We start from the raw sequence: 23,495 nt of genomic DNA on the forward strand, positions 1-23,495 counted from the left end.
GACTTTGCATGGGACAAAATGTTTGCCTTGAGCGGCTGCCGGAGATGCTCCAACCTGCGTTCGGGCAGGGCGTCGCGCTGATACCTTCCGCTGCTTCGCCGGGGCAGGGTTTTTTTTATCACGCTCCTTCGACAGTTGCTGCATATTTTTTGCAGTGGAGAATTCAGGTGAATAAAATGACTGACAAGCATATTGATATTCCGGATGAGCTTAAGCAGAGCATGGCCAGGCTTCTGAGTTTCGGGGAGGCGCCGGAAGACCAGGCCAATCTATTTTTGTCCCAGATCGAGCTTTATAAACGTATAAAAACCCAATCTTTCAATGAGCGGGAGCTTGGTAAAATAAGAGAAACGATAAGCCCGATTTTCTTTAGCCTGTACAAGACGATATTTAAAAAAATGTTACCCGGCAACTGTAACGACCGGCTCTATCGGATGTTTATTACTTATGCTTATATGGATGAGGAAATCCTGACCCCGCAGCAGGTCAATACTCTGTATAGCATGCTGGATGGGATTAAAACTCCTTGCGGGTATCCTGTTCATAACCTGGCAGATTGGTTAAAAAAAATATACAGCAATGAAAAGGACCCTTCGGTAAACGAATTTGAACAGGATTATTACGAAGTATTCAGAGAATTGAAAAGGCGGGGAGAAATGAAGGATAGCGACCGGGCCTCCTATGAGAACGATGTAGAGCGTCGTTTATCCCATGAGATTGATAACCTGTTCCGATTGGGACAGCGCATATGCTGCGGGCAGGCGGCAGGCTATTTGCCGGTATTGCATAGCGGCATAATAAATAAGGACTTATCTTCGGCACTGCTCACCGGGGAGAAAGTTATTAATTCCTTCCGGCGGGTTTTGGCCGTGGACTTTTCAGCCTTTCACCGTGAAATAGTATACTACCGGCCGGAACTGATTGCCAATAAAGAATTGATAATGAAACAGGTTTTCCCTGACCTGATACTGGTACCGACATTCGGAGCCCGGGCAGTAATGTGGCAGGAAATCACGGGGAGAGTAAGAAACTCTCCCGGACGCCTGTTATTTCCGCTCTTTACGGCTGAAAATCCGGATGATCTGGCGGTGGACATTATGGCCCGTTTCCGGTGGGAGTTATCCAGAACCATGTCCAGTTCCATACAAAACAATGCCCATCAAAACTCGCTGGTTGCTGAATACAGCGACTACATCCAGTTTTATAAAAAAAATCCCGAACTGTCCGGCGAGGCCAAAGAAAAGCTGCGGGTGCAAATAGAAAAATATCGCAACAATGCAAGCGATATCTTTGCGGCTGACTACAGTGTCTGGGTTAATTATGAGTCCCGGGGCATGCTTCGCCTGAACAAAGTAGCCCGCAACATATTGTTCAAATATTGTCCCTTCTCCAAACCGATACGGCAAAGCCTGCTGAAACATCCTCTATACAGCCCGATGATAACCAGATACGATAATATAAGAAACAAACAATTAACTCTGATGGAAGCTCGCTATACTAAAATCACCAGGCGGGGTTTGAACCTGGATGCTGATCTCAGCGGCAACCTGATGTTCCACCGGATGTAGCTCTAATCTTAAGGCGGCTGGCTGCCGGGGGGCGGTAAGGACTGCCACCCGGCAGGGGAAGAAGAACCAGTTTGTTGATTACCGTATGCCTATTTGCTCCTGATGCCAGGATGGGGACCTATTTGAGTTTCACAAACATCAGATAAGAGTATATAGTGGGCATGATTACCATAATAAGGACTGAACCCAGGTAGACGTATGCTGCCCAGGGAGTTTGGAAAAAGGACATGGCCAGGCAGAGCAAACCGCCAAGAACCCAAATTCGGGCTGCCATCCGGTGGGTTCGATACCATACTTCCTCATTGGCCAGAGTCCAGGGATTTTTGATGCCGACAAAATAGTTGTGCCGGAATTGTCCCATGAAATTACCTATTACTATAAGCAGAACGGCTACTGCTGCCTTTACCGCCAGAGCTACGTTTACCGGGTAACCCAGTGCTACCGTTACCGTTACTACCCACAGAATACCCAGAAAAAGCACCAGCAGCCAGCGCATAAAGGTATAGGCACCGGTAAAGCGCGCATAGTTGTCCCGCCGGGGATCGATTAAGGGCATAAAAAGCATCAGCAGGTAGAGACCGATGGCCAGTAGCGGTTCAAAAAAAGCCCCAAACCAGCGGGGATAATAAGCGTCAATTTCTCCGTGGATATTCCAGTGGCCCGGCACCTGGGCAGGCAGGTGGGGGTATACCAGCATACCCGCAAACAAAAACCCCGCCATCAATATCCATAGCGGCCATTCTGCTTTCACCGTTGACCAGTTTACACGATAGGAATCAGACCTATTTTGATTTTCCATTGTCAATCCGCTCCTTTGCTTCCGGTTTTCCATCAACTGTATTCAGATTCCCGGCTTTATCCGATATATCCAGGATATCGTAAAACCAGCCGATTACTTCCTGGAAAACGGTAGTGTTTAGAGAATAATATATATTTTGCCCTTTTCTTACGTCCTGCACCAGATGAGCCTGCTTAAGAATATTAAGGTGGTGGGATATGCTTGGCTTAGTAATAGCAAAATGCTCAGCGATTTCCCCGGCACTTAAATCACCCTGCTGTAACATATGCAGTATATCCCGGCGGGTGGCATCTGATAAAGCCTTGAAAACCTGATTAAGCGGCATGATAGTTCAACTCCGGCAGAGTTATTAGATATTTAGAAACATATCTAAATATCTAATAACATTTTACCTCCTGATAACCTCAAAAAGCAAGATTCTTTTATCAATCTATCAGGGTGCAACTGTTTTTCTGGCATAAACGGCATGCCGGTAAACCATAATAAAGTCAATGAGAAATATTTTATGAGGTGATAGCTTGAATAAAATTGTTGCGGTGGAAAATAATCTTGCCCCTATCAAAGACTACCTGCTGGATCAGGGTTGCCAGGTTATAGACGTGGATTCCGCCGGAGGTACCCGGGTAGATGCCGTGGTTATTTCCGGAAGCAGCAAGGATTTACTGGGGATGCAGGACGTTGTCATCGATGCTCCGGTTATTGATGCCCGGGGCAAAACTCCCAGTGAGGTTTGGGATAACATAATGCGTTACTGATTGCTGTGGAATATCTCGTCAAATTCTTCGCTGATGCGAATAAAAGCTTTTAAAACATCAGGGTCAAAGTATTCCGGTCTGGTTCTGCCGTCTCCCCGGGTAATAATATCCATGGTCCGGTAGTGGGAAAAGGCCGGTTTATATGGTCTGCGGCTCCTTAAGGCATCATACTGGTCGCAGATGGCCACTATTCTTCCTTCAATCGGTATCTCTTCCCCTTTTAAACCGCGGGGATAGCCGGAACCATCCCACCGCTCATGGTGGGTCAGGGAGATGGACTCAATCATCTGAATCTCTTTAAATCTGGAGTTGGACAGGATATTGGCTCCGGTTATGGTGTGGGTTTTCATAATTTCGAATTCCTCTTCGCTAAGAGGTCCCGGTTTCAAAAGGATTTGATCCCAAATGCCTATTTTACCAATATCGTGGAGAGGAGCAGCAAAGGCGATGGATTCCGCAAATGAAGAGGACATTCCCAGTTCCCGAGCCAGGCGGGGAGAATAAATGCCGAGGCGTTTATTGTGCATGCCGGTATCTTTGTCCCTCAGCTCGGCTGCTGCCGATAAGCGATATACTACCTCGGTGGTAAGATCGCTTACTGCTGCCAGGGCATCGGAAAGCTCTCGCGTACGCAGGGCTACCGTGGCCTCCAGGTTTTTCTTGTATTCCTCTTCCATTTGGGTCACCCGGGCCAACCTTACCGCCTTTTCGATTACAGTCAGAAAAAGGCTCAAGTCCAGAGGCTTAAGGACGAAATGTTCTACTCCCAAATTGATCAGTTCGAGTAAATACCTGGCTTCATCATGGGCTGATATCACTATGATGATTTGGCGCGGTTTATCCTTTTTTATTTCCCGAACCATTTTGACCCCATTCATAAGCGGCATATTAATATCCGTAATGATGAGGTCATAGCTGCCCTGCTTAAATTTATCCAGGCCGTCTACCCCATTTTCTGCAATATCTACTACTGGAAAAAAGCTTGACAGTAGTCGGGATGTATTCTGGCGCAACTCCCGGTCATCTTCCACATATAAAATGGTGATGCCCTGGGCGGCCTCCTGCAATTCTTTGGGATTTATCATAATCATTACCCCTGTGCAAGCGGTAGCTTGATAGTGAAACATGCTCCCTGATCCGTATTGCTGGCCAGCAGTTGTCCCCGGCAGTGTTCTTCCACAATCATTTTGGACATATATAAACCGAGTCCGGTACCTATGCCCGGTCCTTTGGTGGAAAAATAGGGGTCAAATATCTTGGCGGTTATCTCTTCAGGAATTCCTCCGGCGTTATCCTGGAGGTGAACTTCAACATAGTCGTCCGTCTCTATGCCGGTAATGATAATCCGGGGGTCAACTATTTCATTTTCCACAAATGCATCCGATGCGTTCTTGATAATGTTTAGAAATACCTGCATGAGCTCATTGGGATAGGTAAGAATGGGGGCGGAAAAATTGTAATCTTTTACCAGGGAGACGTTTTTATACTCCAGTGATTTGCCTATGATGCCCAAGGTGTCATCGATTACCTGGTTCATAACCACCATATCCTGGGGATTATCAGGTTTAAAGAAGTGGCGGAAATCATTGATGGTATTGGATAAATATTGGGCATGACTGTTGATATCGTTCAGCAGTTCTTTAAACTGGTTCTTGTTAAACATATCCAGGTCAAGATATATCTGCAGATTGCCGGCCAAGGTGCTTATGGATGACAAAGGCTGACGCCACTGATGGGCTATCATACCTATCATTTCTCCCATTGCTGCCAGCTTGGAGTTCTGAACCAGCAACTGCTCCTGTTTATTGCGTTGGGTAAACTGCTCCTGCAGCTGCTCGTTAAGTTGAGCCAGTTCTTCCACCATGTCATTTAGTATGTTCTGTTCCCGGCGCAATTCTTTCTCCTGGTACAGGTGACAGTTTTCGCCTTTATTGAGGCCGTTGAATATGGCGATAGCCATGTGGTAGCAGGAGTTGTAGCCGCAGGCGGCACAGTTTCTGAAGTCCTTTGCTTCAGTTTTGTGCATGGCCTGGTATATTTTATCTAATTCATCGGCGGTGGGTATTTTTAAATTGTTATATCCGGCCAGGTTTTGGTAAGAGTGGTATTCGAAATTGAATTTCTGCCTTACGTCCTGTAAAAAGCGGGTCAGCTTTTGCTGCTGAACGCTATCCCCCCGATTTTGTTCGGAACGGGCGGCCACAGTACGTTCGATTTGATCCAGGGAACGGTGATGGTTAATGGAGCCTGGCCCCATATTACAGCCCTTCTCACAACTGAGAATGTCAATAATCAGGGGAAGATGGGGCGCTTTTTTAAGTATAGCCATTTCCAGATCGGGCAGGTATTTATCATAGACTATGGGGCCTTCAACCCTTCTTATCTGGCTGGCCGGGATATCAGGATAGTTGTGCCGGTAGCATTCGCCTAGTCCCCCGGGACTGGAGAAGTTGGTGGCTATTCCGGCAGGTATGCAATTGTCAAAATCGCTGTCCGCAAGATGAGGCAGGGATATACCTTTATCCTCCAGTATTTTTACCAGTGACTGGTATATAACATTGTACCGAACCATTTTACTGTCCTGGAATTCACGCCTTTTGGCCAGGCAGGGAGAGATAAAGGCCAGTTCGCTGTCCGGATGCAGCGATTTTACATAAACCGCAATATTATGCACCGGACTGCCGCTGGGGGCCAAATGCTTCAGCAGGCCGGGCTGGTAGAGCTCAATGTATTTAACAATAGCGGGGCAGGGCTGGGCTATGAGAGGAAGGTCGGTTTGACCGGAGGCAATCAGCTCATGATAACAGGCGACAGTTATTTCGGCACCCAGGGATACATCATATACGGCCTTTATACCCAGCAATTTGAGGGCAGTTATCAATTTAGGCAAAACAAAATTACTCTGGGCAGACGGGGCCACCAGAGCCACCATGTCTTTTTCAGGTAAAGCGGCTGTAAATTCGACCGCATCATCTATGGGGAACCGGGCACTCTTTTCCACGATTCCGCCATGGCTTTTAATGCAGGCATCGATACATCTGCCGCAGCCTATGCAGAGCTGATTATTGAATTTGACCACATTGCCGCTGCCGTCACTGCATACCTTGACCGGGCAAACCGCAATACACTGGTGGCAGTTAATGCAGTTCTCCTCTTTAATGCCTATCACTTCTATTAAATTGTCCATACCTTCACCGGCATCCATAAAAGCCTGTGGCTTTTTACTCTACCGGGCGTAAAGCAGAAAACTTAAAGTCTATCTTGCTGGCACCACACCAGTTAATTTAAGAGCCCTCTCCCCACTTCATTAACTTGGTTCGGCATTTTTCTTTACCTGACCTTCTCTGCCGGCAAAGATTTAAAGGTAGTAATCAAGTTCCCAAGGATGCCGTTTTTCTCCCCCCTCTTTATCTCCGTTATCATGCGTTCAAGTTGTATTGTACCAATTCAACATTATTTAAAAATATCCTTTTGCTTGCAACAATTTTCCCATACAAATACCGGTATATAAAAGGGGCGGCTCTTGCAATAGATACAAGAAGCGCCCCTTTTGTATACCGGATTTCTTCTCTTACCGGGCCATCAGCACCTTGCTTAAAAAGGCCCGGGTCCTCTCCTGCCGGGGATTTACAATAACATCTTCGGCACTGCCTTCTTCCACCACCAGGCCCTCATCCATAAAAAGCACCCGATTGGCTACTTCGCGGGCAAAGCCGATTTCATGAGTAACTACTACCATGGTCATATGTTCCTGGGCCAGATCCTTCATTACCTGCAGCACTTCGCCGGTCAGTTCGGGATCCAGAGCTGAGGTAGGCTCGTCGAAACACATTATTTCCGGATCCATAGCCAGGGCACGGGCAATAGCCACCCGTTGCTGCTGTCCCCCGGACAGCTGGAACGGGTAATTGTCAGCCTTTTGCGACAGGCCGACCTTTTTCAGTAATTCCCGGGCGGTATTCTCAGCCTGCGGCCTATCCGTCTGCTTGACCAGCATGGGCGCCATCACCAGGTTCTCAAGCACCGATTTGTGAGGGAATAAATTGAAGTTCTGAAAAACCATGCCCATTTTGCGCCTGATCGCGGCTATATTCTTTTCCGGGCTGTAAACGGCCGTCCCGTCCGGTCCATTCTGGGCCATGATCTCCCCTTGGATGGCAATGGCGCCCTTATCTATGGTTTCCAGGTGATGGAGGCAGCGTAAAAGAGTACTTTTGCCTGAACCGGAGGGCCCGATGATGGCTACGACCTCACCCTTTTCCACCTGCAGGGAGACCCCTTTAAGAACACCGAGAGAGCCGAATTTTTTATGAATATCCAAAGCTTGCAGCATATACATGAGTCTTAACTCCTAACGGTAATAATCGAATTTGGATTCCAGCCATTTGAATGCCTGCTGCACCGTGCCGGTCATGATCAAATAAAAAACAGCGGCGATGATAAAGGGAATGAAAGTATCATCCCGCATGACATGAGTTCTGGCCACCCGGGATAACTCACTTATAGCCAGGACATAAATAAGGGCGGTGTCCTTCACCAGATTGATCACCTCGTTGCCGATGGGAGGCAATACCCGTTTAAATACCTGGGGAAGGACGATATTGCGCATGGTCTGAACCCGGTTTAATCCCAGCACATCGGCTGCTTCATACTGACCCGGAGAGATGGACTGGATGCCGGAACGGAATATCTCGGCCAGGTAGGCGGAATAGTTCAGAACAAAGGCGAGATAAGCGGCGATTTCCCGCTCCAGGCGGATACCTATAGTCATCAGTCCGAAGTACATAAACAGGAGCTGCAGCAGCAGCGGAGTGCCGCGAAACAGCCAGACGTAGAATTCCATAAACCACTTCAAGGGTTTGAAATGGGAGAGCCGCGCCATCCCCATAAGTATCCCCAGGGGCAGGGCCAGCAGCAGGGTCAATGAAAATAACTTCAGGGTTACCGTCAATCCTTTAAGCATGGATGGCAGCAACATGAGAATATAATCCATGGGTATACCCCTTTGCAGTTTTAAAAGATAAACAGGCCAACAGCTGCACTGTAAGCCTGTCATGCTAATGATAGCAATAATTAAACCTAATGACTATTTATTTATGATATCTTCCCCAAACCATTCTTCAGAAATCTTGGTCGCGCTTCCGTCGGCCTTCATGGCATCCAGGGCTTTATCCAGTTCAGCCTGGAAGGCCTTGTCGGTCAGCCTCATGCCTACCGCAAAATCCTCGGCTCCGAAGTCCTCTTCCAGGAACTTGTATTCTCCCGGATGTTTGCTTACATAGTACTTGCCAACTACTATATCCACCACCACGGCATCCAGTCCGCCGCCTTTGAGGTCGCGCAAAGCCATGACGTTATCATCGAATTCCAGCAGATTGTCCTTAATGACTTCATAGGTAGCCTGGTCTGCCATTACCGCGTCCTGGGCGCTGCTTCCCGCCTGAATGCCGATCTTTTTACCCTTCAGGTCGGCTTTGGTTTTGATGGCGGAATCTTCGGTGACGACGATAACCTGGCGGTTTTTGATGTAGGGTTTGGTGAAGAGCATCTGCTCTTGTCTTTCCGCCGTTATGGACATACCGTTCCAGATCACATCAATATTGCCGCTATCCAGTTCTTCCACCTTGGAATCCCAGACGATGGGCTGGAACTTGACTTCTACCCCCATTTTCTTGGCCGCCTCTTTAGCCAGGTCAATATCGAAACCTACGATTTGATCTTTCTCGTCTCTGAAGCCCATGGGCGGAAAGGCATCATCGAGACCCACAATAAAGTACCCTTTTTCCTTGATATCTTCGAATGAAGTATCAGTCTGAGCCGGTGCCGGGTTTTTTCCGGCATCCTTGTCTTTGCCGCTACAGCCCCCCAAGACCATAGTCAAGGAAAAACACAATAGAAGAATAAGTACGAGATTTCTTTTCAATTTGACAGCCTCCTTCGACCATATGATTGACATCTATATTTTACTTTACTGAATTAAACAAGTAAACAACTAAACCCAAACGGCAGGTAATTTAATAACGGCATGGTGGTGGAAAGCCTTGATTCATAATAATGCGGGGCTTAGGAAAAGCTACTATATATCCGGTAAACAGAAAGGTGCTGATGGAAATGGATAATAAAAGGGTTCAGGAGATAATTCGATCTTTAGGAGTTATTGAGGTGTCGCTCGGGGGGAGGCCGGTGTGGATTGAAGATTTGGATGGCAGTCTGGCCCAGGTCCGATTTCTTGACGACAGCAGCAGTTTTAAGGTTCCCGTGGGCGAACTGCAGGAGAACTGAAGAGGTATGCCGAAACCATGCAGGGGTTATAGGAAGACAGGTGTTAAATCTCCGTAGCCTGGCGATAAATTTGGGCTTTACTTGAACCCAGGCCCTTCGTCAGAGTCCTGCTGGATTTTATCCCGGGTTTTTAGAACAACCGGTGGTGTTGCTTGTTGTGGCAATATCACCTTTTCTGTTTTATACTTTACTTGCAAGTTGCTGACAGAACCGTTTAACGGGTATGGGGTGATGGTTGTTAATAACCCCAGGGATTTAAAAAAGGTGATTCGATTGGATGAAAAATATCGACGGCTTAAGCGGATAATAGCTGGTTATGATCGGGTATGGGTAGCCTTTTCCGGGGGATTGGACAGTACCTTCCTATTGGCCCTTACCCACATAATTCTGGGGGACAGAGTTACCGCAGTGACGGCTAAAACCCCTTTCCAGCCCCGGCGCGATTCTGAAGCTGCATTGGAAAAAGCCCGGGCTTTGGGAGTGAAACAGATCTGGTTCGAATTAGACCTGCTGAATGATATAAAGGTTCAGCTTAACTCCCGCGACCGTTGTTATCATTGTAAAAAAAGCATCTTTTCCACCATACGCCGGGAGGCAAGCCGGAAGGGAATTACACATATATTGGATGGCTCCCATTTAGATGATCTTAATGAGTACCGACCGGGGCGTAAAGCCCTCCAGGAAATTGGCATATTAAGCCCTTTGCGGGAAGCGGGGTTAACAAAACCGGAAATAAGGCTGCTGGCCCGGCAGATGGAGCTCCCCGGATGGAGCGAACCGGCTCAGTCCTGCCTTGCTACCAGGTTTCCCTACGGAGAACCTATAAGCCGGGCAAAATTGAACCAGGTGGAAAAAGCGGAGGAGATCCTGAGAAAGAGCGGCTTCCGGCAGTTTCGGGTAAGAAGCCACGATAACCTGGCTCGAATCGAGGTAGAGCCTGAAGATATGGGAGGGTTCTTCCAGCCTGGATTCAGAGACTATATCAGCCGGTCTTTATTAAAGTTGGGCTTTACTTACGTGACCCTTGATTTGCAGGGGTTTAGCAGCGGCAGTATGGACTTATTTAAGCAGGAGAACAGGAATGGATAGCAAGTATATAAAAGAGCTGTTGTCGGCGGTAAAAAACGGTGAGATTGAGATTGACGCTGCCTTGGAGACACTAAGGAATTTGCCTTTTTCCGACCTGGGCTATGCCCGGGTGGATCATCACCGCAGCCTCAGAAAGGGCTTCCCGGAAGTAGTATATTGCGAGGGAAAAGAGCTCAGGCAGATAGAAGGAATTATGCAGGAACTCATAAAAAGTGGGGAGAATATACTCCTTACCCGGGCCGGGGAAGATATTTATCATGTCCTTGAAGGTTGGGGGCTGACGGTCAAGTACTACCGGGAGGCTCGTCTGGTTATGGTCGAGCAGCGTGAACCGGCAAAATCCAGGGGGATTATTCTGGTAATTACGGCTGGAACGGCTGATATTCCAGTAGCCGAGGAAGCGGCTTTGACCGCCGAAGTTATGGGCAACACCGTCGAGAGGCTATATGATGTGGGGGTAGCCGGAGTCCATCGGCTGTTGGCTTACCGCGAGCTTCTGGAGAAAGCCCGGGTAATTGTTGTGGTGGCCGGGATGGAAGGGGCATTGGCCAGTGTAGTGGGGGGACTGGTGGGCAAACCGGTAATTGCCGTCCCCACCAGCGTGGGATATGGAGCCAGTTTTGGAGGCCTGGCGGCTTTGCTTGCCATGTTGAACAGCTGTGCCAGCGGGATAGGTGTGGTCAACATAGACAACGGTTTCGGAGCCGGCTGCCTGGCCAGCTCTATCAACCAGCTGGCGGAATAGGGAGTAATAAGAAAACCACCCCCACTGCCAGGATACCGATGCTCCCTCGGGATTCGGCGCTCCGTAAAATTATTTAGGAGGTTTTCAATGGAAAAGGTTTTATATTTTGATTGCTTTTCCGGGATTAGTGGGGATATGACGGTTGGCGCCCTGCTTGATCTGGGGGTTGACCAGGCTGTTTTCGGTGAGCAATTGGCCCGGCTGCAGCTGGCAGGATACCGGCTGGAAATAACGAAGAAACCGAAGAATGGAATTATGGCCACCGACTTTAACGTCATTCTGGAAGATCATGAAGGATGCCGTTCGGATGATCACCATCACCCTCATGCCCCTCACCGCAATCTCAACGATATAGAAGCTATTATCGGTAACAGCGGGCTGGCGGCTGCAATTAAGGAGTTGAGCCTGAAAATATTTATGGAGTTGGCTGCGGCGGAGGCCAAGGTACATGGCAAAAAGCTGAGTGAAATTCATTTTCACGAGGTTGGGGCAGTGGATTCCATTGTCGACATAGTATCCGCTGCCATCTGTATCCATATGCTGAAGGCAGACACCATATATGCGTCTCCTTTGAATACGGGCAGCGGTTTGGTTTCCTGTGCCCATGGTCTGCTGCCGGTTCCCGCACCGGCTACCCTGGAGATCCTGCGCGGGATACCGGTATATTCCAGCGGGGTGCAGGCGGAACTGGTCACCCCCACCGGAGCAGCTATTATTAAAACCCTGGCCCGGGATTTTATTCCTTTGCCGCCGTTATCGGTAGAAAACAGCGGCTATGGCTGGGGCAAGCGGGAGTTGGACAGCCCCAATCTGCTGAGGGTCATTCGGGGCCGGCGCAGTGAGAATAACAATGGCCTGCTGCTGCTGGAAACAGCCATGGATGACATGAACCCCGAGATATATTCCTATTTATTCTCCATGCTTTTGGAAAAAGGCGCTTTGGATGTTTACCTCACCTCGATAATGATGAAAAAGAACCGGCCCGGGGTACTGCTAACCGTGCTTTGCCAGGGTTCTGATGCCCATCTGCTGGAAGAAATCATCTTCCGCGAGACTACTACTCTGGGAGTAAGAAAAACGGCAGTTGATAGGGAAGAATTGGAGCGGACAGTGATAAATATAAACAGCAGCCTGGGCATGGTCCGGATAAAAGTGGCGGGAAAAGGGGGCAGGGTTCTCAAATATGCCCCTGAATATGAAGACTGCCGGCGGATTGCCGGCGAGCAGGGGCTGGCCTTAAAAGATGTTTATAATATCCTGTTAAATGATGCCGCTGGGATTATGCGGCTGAAAGATGGGCCTCTTGTCAACCCTTAATCAGTACCCTGCCAGTACCTGAATATACTCGATGCGGGAGTCAGCCGGGCCCTGCAATTGACAGGCTTCTTCCTTCAGTATATTGATATAGTCAATTATATCCTGGGTTATCCGTTCGCCTATACAGACTACCGGAATACCAGGAGGGTAGGCCATAATCATCTCGCCCGCAATATGGCCGACAGCGCTGCTGAGGCGTAATGTTTTCTTGGGATTATAGAAGGCCTGGCGCGGGGGAACCACCATTTCCGGACAATCAGGCCCGGTGCGGAAGCGCTCGTATTTACGATACTGGCTTTTCCGGGCGATATCCTGCAGGGCATGGATGAGGGCTTCCAGGTCTTCCCGCCGGTGTCCGATACTTATTACCGCCAGGATATTGTTCAGGTCTGATAATTCCATCTGAATATTGTAATCCTGCCTTAACCTGGCCTCCAACTGATATCCGGTGAAACCGGCACAATGTATATTTATTCCCAGTTTGCTTTCATCGAAATCAAAGCAGCCTGGGGTTCCGGTCAGCTCTTTCCCGAAGGCGTAAAATTCCTCCATCCGGTTTATTTCTTGCCGGGCCCAGCGGGATAGTTCCAGTGCCTGGTTTAATATCGACCTCCCCCGTACGGCCAGTTGCCATCGGGCTATATCCAGTGAACACAGCAGCAGATAGGAAGCACTGGAAGTACAGGTTAAATTGAGCACTTGCTGCAGGCGCTCGGGCGAGATCATTTCGCTGCGGGATAAGAGAACGGAGCTCTGAGTCATGGAACCGGCCGTTTTATGCATGCTGGCAGCGCTCAAGTCAGCTCCCAGATGCATAGCCGGGGCCGGGAAATCTTCATGAAAATACATGTGAGCGCCGTGGGCTTCGTCAACCAGAACCGCTGCCCCATAATGATGAGAAACATTTATAATATTTTCCAGGTCGGAAGTGTAACCATAATAGGTGGGGTTGATAACAAAAACAGCCCGAGTATCAGGATTGGCTTTCAGGGCTTTTTCATAATTCTCTACCGGTACTCCTGCAGCCATACCCGGCTTTTGTATTTCGGGCTGCACATATACCGGCAGGGCATCACTGAGTATGAGCCCTCCAATAGCGGATTTATGAGCGTTGCGGGGCAGTATGATTTTGTCTCCCGGTTCGCAGGCGCTCATAATCATGGCCTGCACCCCCGAAGTGGTACCATTAACCAGAAAGTGAGCCTTTTCCGCATTAAAAGCCGATGCCGCCAGCTTTTCCGCTTCCAGGATAACTCCGCCGGGGTTATTGATATAGTCCAGATCCTGCATTCCGTTGGCATCCATTTCGAGTGCCCGCTGACCTACGAAAGCTGCGAACTCGGGCAGCCCTTGACCCTGTTTATGACCGGGAACGTGAAATTGTATTACCTTATCTTCGACATAGTTTTTAACCGCAGTGAATAAAGGGGTCCGGTTCTGTTCCATAACCGAGGTTCATACTCCTTCCCCAGGCTAACTGTACAGGCCGTCTTGGATTGTAGCAGCCCCACTACGGTTTATAATATGAAATTTGTATATTGGCTGTGCACCTGCTGAATAGATTGAAAAATTTGGCTCATCGAGTGATTGCTGGCTTTGATCAGGGTTGTTCGGAAAGGGACGGAGCCATGCGTCCCTTTTCAATTATGGCCGGCATAGGGGAATACCAACAGCTCCCTAATTCTTTCACTTCCGATTTACCGTTTTTATCCTTGACAGTAATCCAGGATTTAATCAGCGCGCCATCCATTCCGTGCGCTACCAGCTTTTCTTCCCCCTCCGGCAGAGACCAGTTATTTCTGTAAATATTGGCGGCCTTTTCTATTTTTAAGACCTTATGGTGCCATTCTACCTGGGGTGGGTTGCTTTTGCCGTAAAATGCAATATAAAGGTTGTTGTCGACTCCCTGGGCCCAGATTAATATCGGATGGGATAGATCATTCATAAACTTAATATCCTTGGCCCCGTAGTTTACCGTGGCGTCCTGACCATAAGGCACGTAAGGTACGGGCATACTGTGCGGATGCCTTTCAACCACGGGCAGGTTGCACAAAACTGCAACATTATATAAAGTGGAGGCTATTTTGCACACCCCTCCGCCGGTTGTGGTGGAAAGTTGACTTCCCAGGTAGACCGGGCCTTCCTTAAAACCCCGCCACTGGGAATAGGGGCCTACCGTAAGATTCTGGGAAAACACCTCTCCCGGTTTCAGTACCGTGCCGCGGAGGTATCTGGCTCCCAGGTGAACATTGGACTCCTCCCCCGGAAGCGGGTCGGGCAGCACGGTGCGGTAGGCAGCCATCATTGTCAGGGCGTTGTTTTCCTTTTGCGCTTTCAGAAAATCAGGGTCTTTTTCCCAGGGAACCTGCTTTACCGAACCGGAGTGCATTCTTTCCTGTACCAATTGCAGGGGGGATTCATCTTCTTTATTCTCCTGGCCCACTGCTTTTGCAGTCTTGGTGTTTTCTTTGACAGTTGCTTTGCGATTGGGAGCATGCTTATAGTTGGTTGCTAATATTATAGTAAGGGAAACTAATCCCAACAGTAAAACCAGCAATAATTTTTTCCGATTAAACAAAACTTTTCACCACTCCATTTAAGCAATCAAAACGTCTTTATTAGTATTCCGTGATGCTCTTAAAATAACCGCAAATAATTGACTTTGCGTTATTGGCGTTTAACAGGGGGATAAGATGGTATATCTGCTGGCTATCTTCGGCATGGTCTGCTGGGGTGTGGCACCTATATTTGCCAAAATTGGTTTGAACAACGCCAATCCCATGGCGGCTTTGGTTTTAAGAACGCTGATGGCGGCAGGGATGGTAACTGCCTGGATAGGGGTAAGCGGGAGTCTGGGTCAGGTTAAGCAGATTCCGTTTAACTCCTGGATACTGTTGGGTATCGAAGCTATTCTGGCCACCCTTATCGGAGATCTGGCCTACTATGCTGCCATCAAACGAGGAGAGGTATCAGTGGTTACGGTAATTATGGCCAGTTCGCCCCTGGTTACTATGATTTGCGCTATAATATTTTTGGGTGAACAGATTACCACCTTCAGGGTGATCGGAGCCACTTTTATAATATTGGGGATTATTCTTATTGTGTAGGGAAGATCACCGTACCCCGCCCCCGGCGTTTAATGCTATAATATGTAAATCCCTTTAACAATAATAATGGTGGTGTAAGGAATGAATATTACGGCGCTGTTTGTAACCGCTTTTTTGGTGGGCCTGTCGGGAGCCTTGATGCCGGGTCCCCTTTTAACCGTGACCATTGCCGAAAGTGCCCGCCGGGGCTTCAAGGCCGGTCCTCTCATTGTACTGGGACATGCTGTACTGGAACTGGCCCTAATTATTGCCCTGCTGGCCGGGCTCTCTTTTTATCTCAAGAAGCCTGTGGTTACTAATGTAATTTCACTGGTTGGAGGAGCCTTTTTAATTTTTATCGGGCTTAATATGATAAGGGATGTTATTAAGGGGCGGATTTCTCTGGAGAAAAGTGATAATAATACCGGCAAGGGAGTGAACATGCATCCGGTTGTGGCCGGTTTTTTGGTTAGCTTATCCAATCCCTTCTGGAGTGTTTGGTGGGCCACTATTGGCCTGACTTATTTGACCCTGGCCCTTAAGAGCGGCGCTGCGGGCGTTGCTTCCTTCTTTACCGGGCATATTATGGCCGATCTGCTTTGGTATTCCTGCATCGCCGCAGCCATAGCCGGAGGCCGCCGGTTTCTCAAGCAGCAGGCTTATCAGTTCATTATTGTACTGTGCGGGGTCTTCCTCACCGGATTAGGCGGATATTTCATTTCTACCGTAGTCTAATCCAGAACCGATGATGAAGGAGACTGGTTTGTGATTATATCAGATCTTGCAGGTATCCCGTCATCCCCAAACTATAGCGAGTGCAGGTGCAAAGCTACCGGCGAGCTGCTGGGATATTCCCCCCTGCATAATGAAGAAGATTTACGGCTGATGATGGATAAGGCCCGAACTGCGCAGTCGGAATGGAGCCGCACCCCGGTGGATGGGCGGACTCGCCGGATTATAAAAACCCGCGGCTTTATAGTGGAAAATCTCGACGAACTGGCGGCTATCATAAGCCGGGATACGGGTAAAACCCGCAACGACGCCCTGGCAGCCGAACTTTTTCCCGCCACCGCCGCAGTATCTTATTATTGCAAAAATGCCGGCCGTTTTCTCCGGGAGCAAAAGTTATCTCCCGGGCATCTGGGCACCATGAGTAAACGGAGCAAGATAGTCAGAGTTCCCTGGGGGATAGTAGCCGTAATATCTCCCTGGAACTATCCCTTTGCTATTCCCTTCTCGGAAGTAGTTATGGCATTATTGGCCGGCAATGCCGTTGTGCTGAAGGCGGCCAGCCAGACCCAGATGACGGGACTGGCGTTGAAACGATGTTTTGAATCAATCGGATTGCCTGACGGTCTTTTCAGCTTTATTAATATTCCCGGCAGCCAGGCCGGGGACATGCTGCTTGGCAATGGCATAGACAAGCTTTTCTTTACCGGCTCGGTGGCGGTAGGGCAGTATCTGATGAGTAAAGCGGCCGAGACCCTGACTCCGGTTTCCCTGGAATTGGGGGGCAATGATGCCATGCTGGTCTGTGAGGATGCAGACATCTACCGTGCGGTCATGGGGGCGGTCTGGGGAGGATTCACCAGTGCCGGCCAAACCTGTGCCGGAATCGAGCGAATTTATGTGCACGAAAAGGTTTATGGCCCCTTTCTGCAAATGCTCAAGCAAAAGGTGGAATCCCTGCAGGTAGGCTTCGGCCTGGAGCCTGATAAAGATATGGGCGCCATGACTACCTCCGGCCAGATCCATACCGTCACGGAACAGATACGCGACGCCCTGGATAAGGGAGCGGTCATTTATGCCCAATCCGGAACACCTGACAACCGGGAATGGAAAAACTTTCTCCCCGCCACTGTACTGACCAATGTCAGCCATGATATGCTGGTCATGCAATGTGAGACCTTCGGGCCGGTGGTGGCGGTAACGAAGGTCAATCATATGGCAGAGGCCATCAAACTGGCCAATGATTCCGATCTGGGACTGACGGCGTCGGTCTGGTCCCGCAACCGGCAGCGGGCGGAACAGATTGCCCGGCAGCTTCAGGCAGGGGCGGTCAGCATCAATGACCACCTGGTAAGCCATGGTATGCCCGAAACCCCCTGGGGAGGGTTTAAGAAATCCGGCCTGGGACGCACCCATGGAAAGATCGGCTTCGACGAAATGACCCAACCCCAGGTGATTATCAAAGACATCATGCCCTTGGCCAAAAAAAACCTGTGGTGGCCCCCCAACAATGCTGATATCTACAATGGTATTAAAGGGCTGATTGATTTCAGCTACTCCCATAAACTATCCCGCCGGATAAAAGGAATCGGCAATCTGTTGAAAATCCTGCCGCGCTGGTTCAAAGAGGATTAAACTCTTATGAATCTTTTTCCGCCCGATTTCTTTCCTACCACCTGCCGCTGATGAAACCTGTACCAGCAGCTCCGACGATTACGGCCCAATCCTAATAATGCAGGGCCGGAGAAGCTGCGCTTCTTATCCGGATTTACCCGGAGATCACGGGCGATGCAGGCGGGCAGGTGCGATTTTACCCGTGTTCAGGCATATCCCGCCGCTGTCAGGTGCTTCACAGGCCGGCAAACAGACGCAAAAAAGCAGTATTGCCCGAGACGGATGGCGACAGGACATAGTCGAATTGTTATAGAATATTTAAAGTAATTCATATTGGGGGTGCGGAGATGAGTTCATGGTGGAACGTCAGGTACATAAGAAGGCGCCAGGAGATCGTCGGGACTTTCATGAAACACGGCCTGGGCTATCTTTTGCAGCGCTTCGGGCTGGCAAGTGCGGTTCAGTTGTCCCCCAGGCAGCTTATCAACGGGGAAGATGGTAAAGCAAGGCGCCTGCTGGCCGACAATCTGTGTCGGGCTATGGTTGAGCTGGGACCTACATTCATTAAACTGGGTCAGATGTTAAGCACCCGCCCGGATATGCTGCCTCCGCCTTACATCGAGGCCCTGGAAAGCTTGCAGGATAAAGTGGAGCCCTTGCCTTACGAACAAATCTTAAAGCAGATGATAAATGAAATGGGAGACCCGGAGGAGATTTTTGCCGAATTCGATATCAATCCCCTGGCGGCAGCCTCAATCGGACAGGTTCACCGGGCCCGGCTAAAAAGCGGGGAGGAGGTTATCGTCAAGATACAGCGGCCAGGCATCGAAAGCAAGGTGGAGAGCGACCTGGAAATAATAAAAGGTCTGGCCCGAATGTCAGAACGAAGATCATCTGAAGCCAGGCGTATCGGTATTTATGATATGGTTGAAGAATATGGCCGCATGCTTTTGCGGGAGCTGGATTATGCTCGGGAAGCTCGCAATACCGATAGGGTATATAACAACTTTCGCGACGACGAAAGGGTAGTGATTCCACGGGTATACTGGCAATATACTACCCCCCGGGTTTTAACCCAGGAGTACCTGGCTGGGTTCAAACTAAGCGATATTGGTGAAATCGACCGCCAGGGCTGGGATCGCCGCAAGATATCACAACTGGGTACCGAAGCTTTTCTGTCCCAGATACTATTGCACGGCTTTTTTCAGGCTGACCCCCATCCGGGAAATATTCTGGTAGTCGATGAAAACACTATCGCATTCATCGATTTTGGGGAAATCGGTACCCTGACCGAACGCAGGCTGCTTTATCTGGGTGAATTGCTGGTTAGCCTTAATAAAGGTGACATTTACAAGGCTATGGGGACCCTGAGGGATATCGGGATAGCGGGGGACTCAACCGATAATGAGGATTTTTATGAGGATTTCGTTGACTTGGTTAAGGATGTGTCGTCCACCAATATCGGCAGCCTGGATATGAAAAGATTAAGAAAGGAAGCTATGGAACTGGCCTATCGTTACCATCTGCAAATGCCATCCTATCTTACTGCGCTTATGAAGGCTCTGATTACGGTGGAGGGTGTGGGCAAAAAACTGGACCCGGATTTTAATTTTACCGAGGTAGCCCGGCCTCTGGCCTTAAAGGTATATAAAGAGCGTTTAAAACCTGACAGCGTATACAAGTTCTTCCGCAGTAAATACTATCAGGACGTAAGGCCCCTGGGTAAGATGCCTTCTTATCTTAATGCCCTTTTATCCGCCGCCAAAGAAGGCAATCTAACCATTACTATGAAGGTGGAATTCACGCCCAAAACCGACCGCAAACTGACCCAACTGGCCAGCCGTGTCAGCGCCAGCCTCATTATCACCGGGGCTCTGATAGGTTCGGCTCTGATTATCCAGACTAATCATTCAGCTCAAGTGGAAAAATATGCATATCTGGGAGTCATAGGCTTTGGCATGGCGTTAATCTGCCTGATAGTGTATTTCCTGGCATCATTACGCTCCTAGGCAGATCAGATCGTCAGCTTACTCGCAAACCAGGTAAATTATCCAGCCAAACCAAAATGCAGATACTTTTTCCGTTAGCGGGAACAAAGCAGGAGATTTTTGAATTATATGGAAAACAATAAGAGTCGATAGGAAATACCATAACGTCAAGAAAGGAAGTGGACGAACCTGAAGAGGCGTAATTATTCTCTCTTCCTTTGCCTTCTGATTGTATTGTTTCTGGTATTAGCAGCAGGGATGGGCCGGGCGGAAGGAGAAAGCGACAGTAAACCGGTTGGTTCAGCATTTAGTGATGCAGAAGGGGATGCCAATGGCATCTACATAAATTACATGGCTAAAAAAGGATTTTTGTGCGGGTTCCCCGACGGAAATTTTCACCCCCGAGAGGGTTTGACCAGAGCCCAGGCAGCGGCGATCCTCTGCCGGATTAAAGGCTTAACTCCGGACACCTCTGAAGCGAGTATTTTTAATGATGTCCCTATAGACCACTGGGCTGCAGGTTATGTAAAAATGGCAGCAGAGGCAGGATACTTAAAAGGCTTTCCTGATAAAAGCTTTCAACCTGAAACGAGCCTGACCAGGGCTCAAGGCGTAAGCCTTTTTTTGCGTTTATCCCGGCAGGATATTACTGACGCGGAGCTCCCGCCGCTAAAGGACTTGAACAACAGCCACTGGGCTGCTGCCTCCGTAGCCACTGCCCTGGCAGCAGGCATGATAAATGCGGAGGACAATAAAGTAGATCCGGATAATGTCTTTAGCCGGGGAGAACTGGCCCGGGCTTTGAGTATCATGTTGACCAAGGACCCCGACCTGAGCCAGGTAACTCTTACCGGAAAACTTAAAGTAAAAAGCGGCAAAGTAACCATTAAAAGCTCGGTGAACGATAAGACCAAATCCGTATCGGAAATCAGTATGGCGGCTGCGGGGGATACCATAATTACCGGTGAAGATGGCCAGGCAGAAATAACCTATCCCGACGGCAGTGGCATACTCTTAAAAAACAACAGTGAGCTAAAGATAAAAGAGTCCCGGGGTCGAGCCTATATCAAAATCGACGGTACCCCCGGGACCGGCATAGACCTGCTGGAAGTAGAACTTATAAACGGAAAACTCTTCGGAGCCCTGGCCTCCAGATATACCGGTACCGGAGCAAATGGAGCGGCATCCCAGCAGCTGACTCAGGGCAGACACGATAAAATAGCTGCCAGAGACAGGGTATTTGATTTGTTGGCAGCCGATGGGGAGAAATGGTATCAGACTGCGGAGAGGAAAAAAGTAAAAGTAAAAGTAGACATGCCTTGGGGAGTTGCCGCAATCAGAGGAAGCTTCTGGAGCAATAGTGTCGCTATAACGGGTTGCAACACTACCCTCCTGCAAGGTGAAGCCCAAGTTATTGCCGGCGGACAGGCTCAGACCCTGGCTCAAGGTCAAAGTTGCGGCGTAACTGGACAGGGACAGGCCCCGAGCCCTCCGGCGCCTATGAGCCCCTCCCAAGCTCAAGAATGGAACCAGCAGAAAGAATGGATAGAAACCCGGGCGCAGGAGATTACCGATAATCAGGAAGCACCACCAGGAAGTACCGGGCGGAATTCAGGAAATCAGTCGCCCCCCGAGAATGCCCCCAACCTGTTAAATAGCCTGAACCAGGCGTTGGAGCAAGCCTATAGTAATTCACCTGGTGCTCATTTAAAAACTAGTGGAAGCAGCGGTAGTGCAGGGACCAGCAGTGGAACTATTGTTATAGGCACCATACCGGAAAAACTATACATGCCGGTGATGTTCCCTGGACCCATGGGATTCCCGGTACCGGCTCATATTGGCAGAGAATTTGCTATTAATCCGGCCCATGCCCAAATAACCTGGACCGAAACCGGAAACGATGTCGTAAATGTAAGCCTTTCCGGTGAGGGAACCGCCTGCCGCCGGGTAATATTCACTTGTAAAGATATAAATACCACTGGAACGGAAACCGTAACCTTTAATGCAACGGCTCCGGGATATGCTCCTTTGACCAAGATAATTGCAGTTACGGTACTTCATCCGCTCGGAGTAAATCCGCAATATGTACCAATGTCCTACTCTGCTCCCTTAACTATACAAGTTAATGATTCGACAGCTGACCTGTGGGAAGATAATGAATCGGGTATAAGCATTCAGTTTATTCAGGCGGGAGTCAATGCTCCTGCCGCGGATATTAACGGTCAGGATATTGCCGCTATATTTCCGACCTCTGTTACTGATTCAACTGTCACCTTTGAGCTTAAGAGCAAACTGCCCCCGCTCCAATACGAATACATTATAAGTAAGAATGGCAAGGCAATAGCCGTTGCACCGCTTAAGGTAATCGATTCGCCCCCGCCTCTGACCGGATTTGGCCTGGAGCACTGGGTATTCTCAGGCTATTGCCGCTTCAGCAGTCTAAGTTATCCTGGTGCTGACCATTACCTGTATCGCGTTTACCCGGATGCACTGCCCTGCCCGTCTAAGGGAGAATACCTGGATACTAATAGTTGGATTCCTGCCGGGTTGCCTGTAACGGGTCCGTTATATGAGCCGGGAACCCCCTTTCCTATTGCTGAAGGAAATCATGTAAATGTAGCGGCGGTAGATGCTTCAAACCAGACTATAGCCTATACCGACCATACTGTTACAGCAGCCGAAATTGCACAGGCTCCATCCGACGCCTTCGACACTGTGCCGACTTTTGCACCTGGTATATGGGTTTCAAGCACCCACTTGGCCAGCATCGGGGATTCAGCCTGCACCGGTGGCTTCAAATGGATTTTCCAGGCCGCAGCTTTTACCGGCAATACTCCGGCGGAAGACAGCTTTGGCAGTTCTCCTGAGTTCAGCGGGTACCTGGATTGTAGTCCCCCTCTCAGTTCCAGTATCGTCTTGTTTCCGGTACAGGCAGATTACCACCTGGGTGTAATTGGTTTGGACGCTTCCGGCAAGGTTGCAAAATTTATCGATCATACCCTTATTCCCGGTGAAATTGCAAATACCGCCCCGGCGCCCGCGTTGGAACTTAACTTCTCGCCCGGTATTTACCAGGGCCAAACATCATTTACAGTTGCAAATCCTCCCTCAGAGGCAAGCCAATACAAGATTGTTGCAATGCCCAGTACTGCTCCTGGTCCCAGCGGCCCGGCTGCTCCCTCACAAGCTGCTATGGGCTCGGATGGGTCAGCCACAGGAAATGCTTATACCATTGGGAGTTATATCAATGGGGTTGCGCCGGCTGACCACATCTGGGTCTTTGCTCTGAACGCCGATAACCGAATCGTTGGTTTTACTGACCATGCAGTGACGGAAGGAGAGCTGGGAACGTCTCCTCAGCCATAAACCATGCCATTAACTATTAAACAAAGAAAGAGACGTTAGATTCACCGGCCCGCAGGATAAAGCAAAAAATGTAGATGCTGGTAAGGCAATCTATGTGGGCAAGGATAAGCTGGATGGTAAAAAATTAGCCGCCTGAAAGTGAGATATAACGCTCCAT

20 protein-coding genes are annotated in these 23,495 nt (G+C 49.2%); 11 read left to right on the forward strand and 9 right to left on the reverse strand.

What is annotated here, in order from left to right:
* Window positions 1-176: 176 nt before the first annotated feature.
* Complete coding sequence (locus tag ACU70B_RS02450) at window positions 177-1,568, forward strand: DUF8509 domain-containing protein (RefSeq protein WP_514393152.1); 1,392 nt, start codon at window positions 177-179, stop codon at window positions 1,566-1,568.
* A 118-nt stretch (window positions 1,569-1,686) separates the two neighbouring features.
* Here ACU70B_RS02450 and ACU70B_RS02455 read toward each other — a convergent pair whose 3' ends face one another.
* Window positions 1,687-2,367, reverse strand: a complete 681-nt coding sequence (locus ACU70B_RS02455) for an SdpI family protein (RefSeq protein ID WP_447184776.1) — start codon at window positions 2,365-2,367, stop codon at window positions 1,687-1,689.
* Window positions 2,351-2,692: an autorepressor SdpR family transcription factor gene (locus ACU70B_RS02460; RefSeq protein ID WP_447184777.1), complete on the reverse strand. Its 342-nt coding sequence runs from the start codon at window positions 2,690-2,692 to the stop codon at window positions 2,351-2,353. The genes ACU70B_RS02455 and ACU70B_RS02460 overlap by 17 nt, the downstream gene beginning before the upstream one ends.
* A gap of 193 nt (window positions 2,693-2,885) precedes the next feature.
* Between ACU70B_RS02460 and ACU70B_RS02465 the strand changes: the two genes are divergently transcribed.
* Entirely contained in the window at window positions 2,886-3,122 is a 237-nt protein-coding gene (locus ACU70B_RS02465; protein WP_447184778.1) for a YkuS family protein, read from the forward strand.
* On the opposite strand, the gene ACU70B_RS02470 is transcribed toward ACU70B_RS02465, so the two are convergent.
* From ACU70B_RS02470 to ACU70B_RS02490, 5 genes are all read right to left on the reverse strand, one after another.
* Window positions 3,116-4,207: an HD domain-containing phosphohydrolase gene (locus ACU70B_RS02470; protein ID WP_447184779.1), complete on the reverse strand. Its 1,092-nt coding sequence runs from the start codon at window positions 4,205-4,207 to the stop codon at window positions 3,116-3,118. The genes ACU70B_RS02465 and ACU70B_RS02470 overlap by 7 nt on opposite strands.
* Window positions 4,208-4,212: 5 nt before the next feature.
* A complete protein-coding gene (locus ACU70B_RS02475) occupies window positions 4,213-6,309 on the reverse strand; it encodes a [Fe-Fe] hydrogenase large subunit C-terminal domain-containing protein (protein WP_447184780.1) in 2,097 nt (698 codons plus the stop codon).
* Window positions 6,310-6,693: 384 nt separating this feature from the next.
* Complete coding sequence (locus ACU70B_RS02480) at window positions 6,694-7,461, reverse strand: amino acid ABC transporter ATP-binding protein (protein ID WP_447184781.1); 768 nt, start codon at window positions 7,459-7,461, stop codon at window positions 6,694-6,696.
* Window positions 7,462-7,473: 12 nt separating this feature from the next.
* Window positions 7,474-8,115: an amino acid ABC transporter permease gene (locus ACU70B_RS02485; protein WP_447184782.1), complete on the reverse strand. Its 642-nt coding sequence runs from the start codon at window positions 8,113-8,115 to the stop codon at window positions 7,474-7,476.
* A gap of 93 nt (window positions 8,116-8,208) precedes the next feature.
* Complete coding sequence (locus tag ACU70B_RS02490; protein ID WP_447184783.1) at window positions 8,209-9,045, reverse strand: amino acid ABC transporter substrate-binding protein; 837 nt, start codon at window positions 9,043-9,045, stop codon at window positions 8,209-8,211.
* Window positions 9,046-9,233: 188 nt separating this feature from the next.
* On the opposite strand from ACU70B_RS02490, the gene ACU70B_RS02495 reads away from it, so the two are divergent.
* The 4 genes from ACU70B_RS02495 (at window position 9,234) to larC (ending at window position 12,555) form a co-directional block, all read left to right on the forward strand.
* Window positions 9,234-9,404, forward strand: a complete 171-nt coding sequence (locus tag ACU70B_RS02495) for an H-type small acid-soluble spore protein (protein ID WP_447184784.1) — start codon at window positions 9,234-9,236, stop codon at window positions 9,402-9,404.
* A gap of 231 nt (window positions 9,405-9,635) precedes the next feature.
* Window positions 9,636-10,493 carry an ATP-dependent sacrificial sulfur transferase LarE gene (gene larE / locus ACU70B_RS02500; RefSeq protein WP_447185689.1) on the forward strand — a complete coding sequence of 286 codons (858 nt, stop codon included), beginning with the start codon at window positions 9,636-9,638 and terminating at the stop codon, window positions 10,491-10,493.
* Window positions 10,486-11,238 carry a nickel pincer cofactor biosynthesis protein LarB gene (gene larB, locus ACU70B_RS02505; protein WP_447184785.1) on the forward strand — a complete coding sequence of 251 codons (753 nt, stop codon included), beginning with the start codon at window positions 10,486-10,488 and terminating at the stop codon, window positions 11,236-11,238. Before larE ends, larB begins: the two co-directional genes overlap by 8 nt.
* An 87-nt stretch (window positions 11,239-11,325) precedes the next feature.
* Window positions 11,326-12,555, forward strand: a complete 1,230-nt coding sequence (gene larC / locus ACU70B_RS02510) for a nickel pincer cofactor biosynthesis protein LarC (protein ID WP_447184786.1) — start codon at window positions 11,326-11,328, stop codon at window positions 12,553-12,555.
* Here larC and ACU70B_RS02515 read toward each other — a convergent pair whose 3' ends face one another.
* Both ACU70B_RS02515 and ACU70B_RS02520 read right to left on the reverse strand, forming a co-directional pair.
* Complete coding sequence (locus tag ACU70B_RS02515) at window positions 12,556-14,001, reverse strand: aminotransferase class I/II-fold pyridoxal phosphate-dependent enzyme (protein ID WP_447184787.1); 1,446 nt, start codon at window positions 13,999-14,001, stop codon at window positions 12,556-12,558.
* A gap of 154 nt (window positions 14,002-14,155) precedes the next feature.
* Window positions 14,156-15,133 carry a VanW family protein gene (locus ACU70B_RS02520; RefSeq protein WP_447184788.1) on the reverse strand — a complete coding sequence of 326 codons (978 nt, stop codon included), beginning with the start codon at window positions 15,131-15,133 and terminating at the stop codon, window positions 14,156-14,158.
* A gap of 115 nt (window positions 15,134-15,248) precedes the next feature.
* Between ACU70B_RS02520 and ACU70B_RS02525 the strand changes: the two genes are divergently transcribed.
* From ACU70B_RS02525 to ACU70B_RS02545, 5 genes are all read left to right on the forward strand, one after another.
* Window positions 15,249-15,662, forward strand: a complete 414-nt coding sequence (locus ACU70B_RS02525; protein WP_447184789.1) for an EamA family transporter — start codon at window positions 15,249-15,251, stop codon at window positions 15,660-15,662.
* 81 nt (window positions 15,663-15,743) lie between these two features.
* A complete protein-coding gene (locus ACU70B_RS02530) occupies window positions 15,744-16,376 on the forward strand; it encodes a LysE family transporter (RefSeq protein ID WP_447184790.1) in 633 nt (210 codons plus the stop codon).
* A gap of 30 nt (window positions 16,377-16,406) precedes the next feature.
* Window positions 16,407-18,005 (forward strand): aldehyde dehydrogenase family protein, encoded by a 1,599-nt coding sequence (locus tag ACU70B_RS02535; RefSeq protein WP_447184791.1) that lies wholly within the window; start codon window positions 16,407-16,409, stop codon window positions 18,003-18,005.
* A gap of 326 nt (window positions 18,006-18,331) precedes the next feature.
* Window positions 18,332-19,993: an ABC1 kinase family protein gene (locus ACU70B_RS02540; protein WP_447184792.1), complete on the forward strand. Its 1,662-nt coding sequence runs from the start codon at window positions 18,332-18,334 to the stop codon at window positions 19,991-19,993.
* Window positions 19,994-20,230: 237 nt separating this feature from the next.
* Window positions 20,231-23,338 (forward strand): S-layer homology domain-containing protein, encoded by a 3,108-nt coding sequence (locus ACU70B_RS02545; RefSeq protein WP_447184793.1) that lies wholly within the window; start codon window positions 20,231-20,233, stop codon window positions 23,336-23,338.
* Window positions 23,339-23,495: the final 157 nt, after the last annotated feature.

It is taken from the genome of Syntrophomonas curvata (assembly GCF_052976825.1).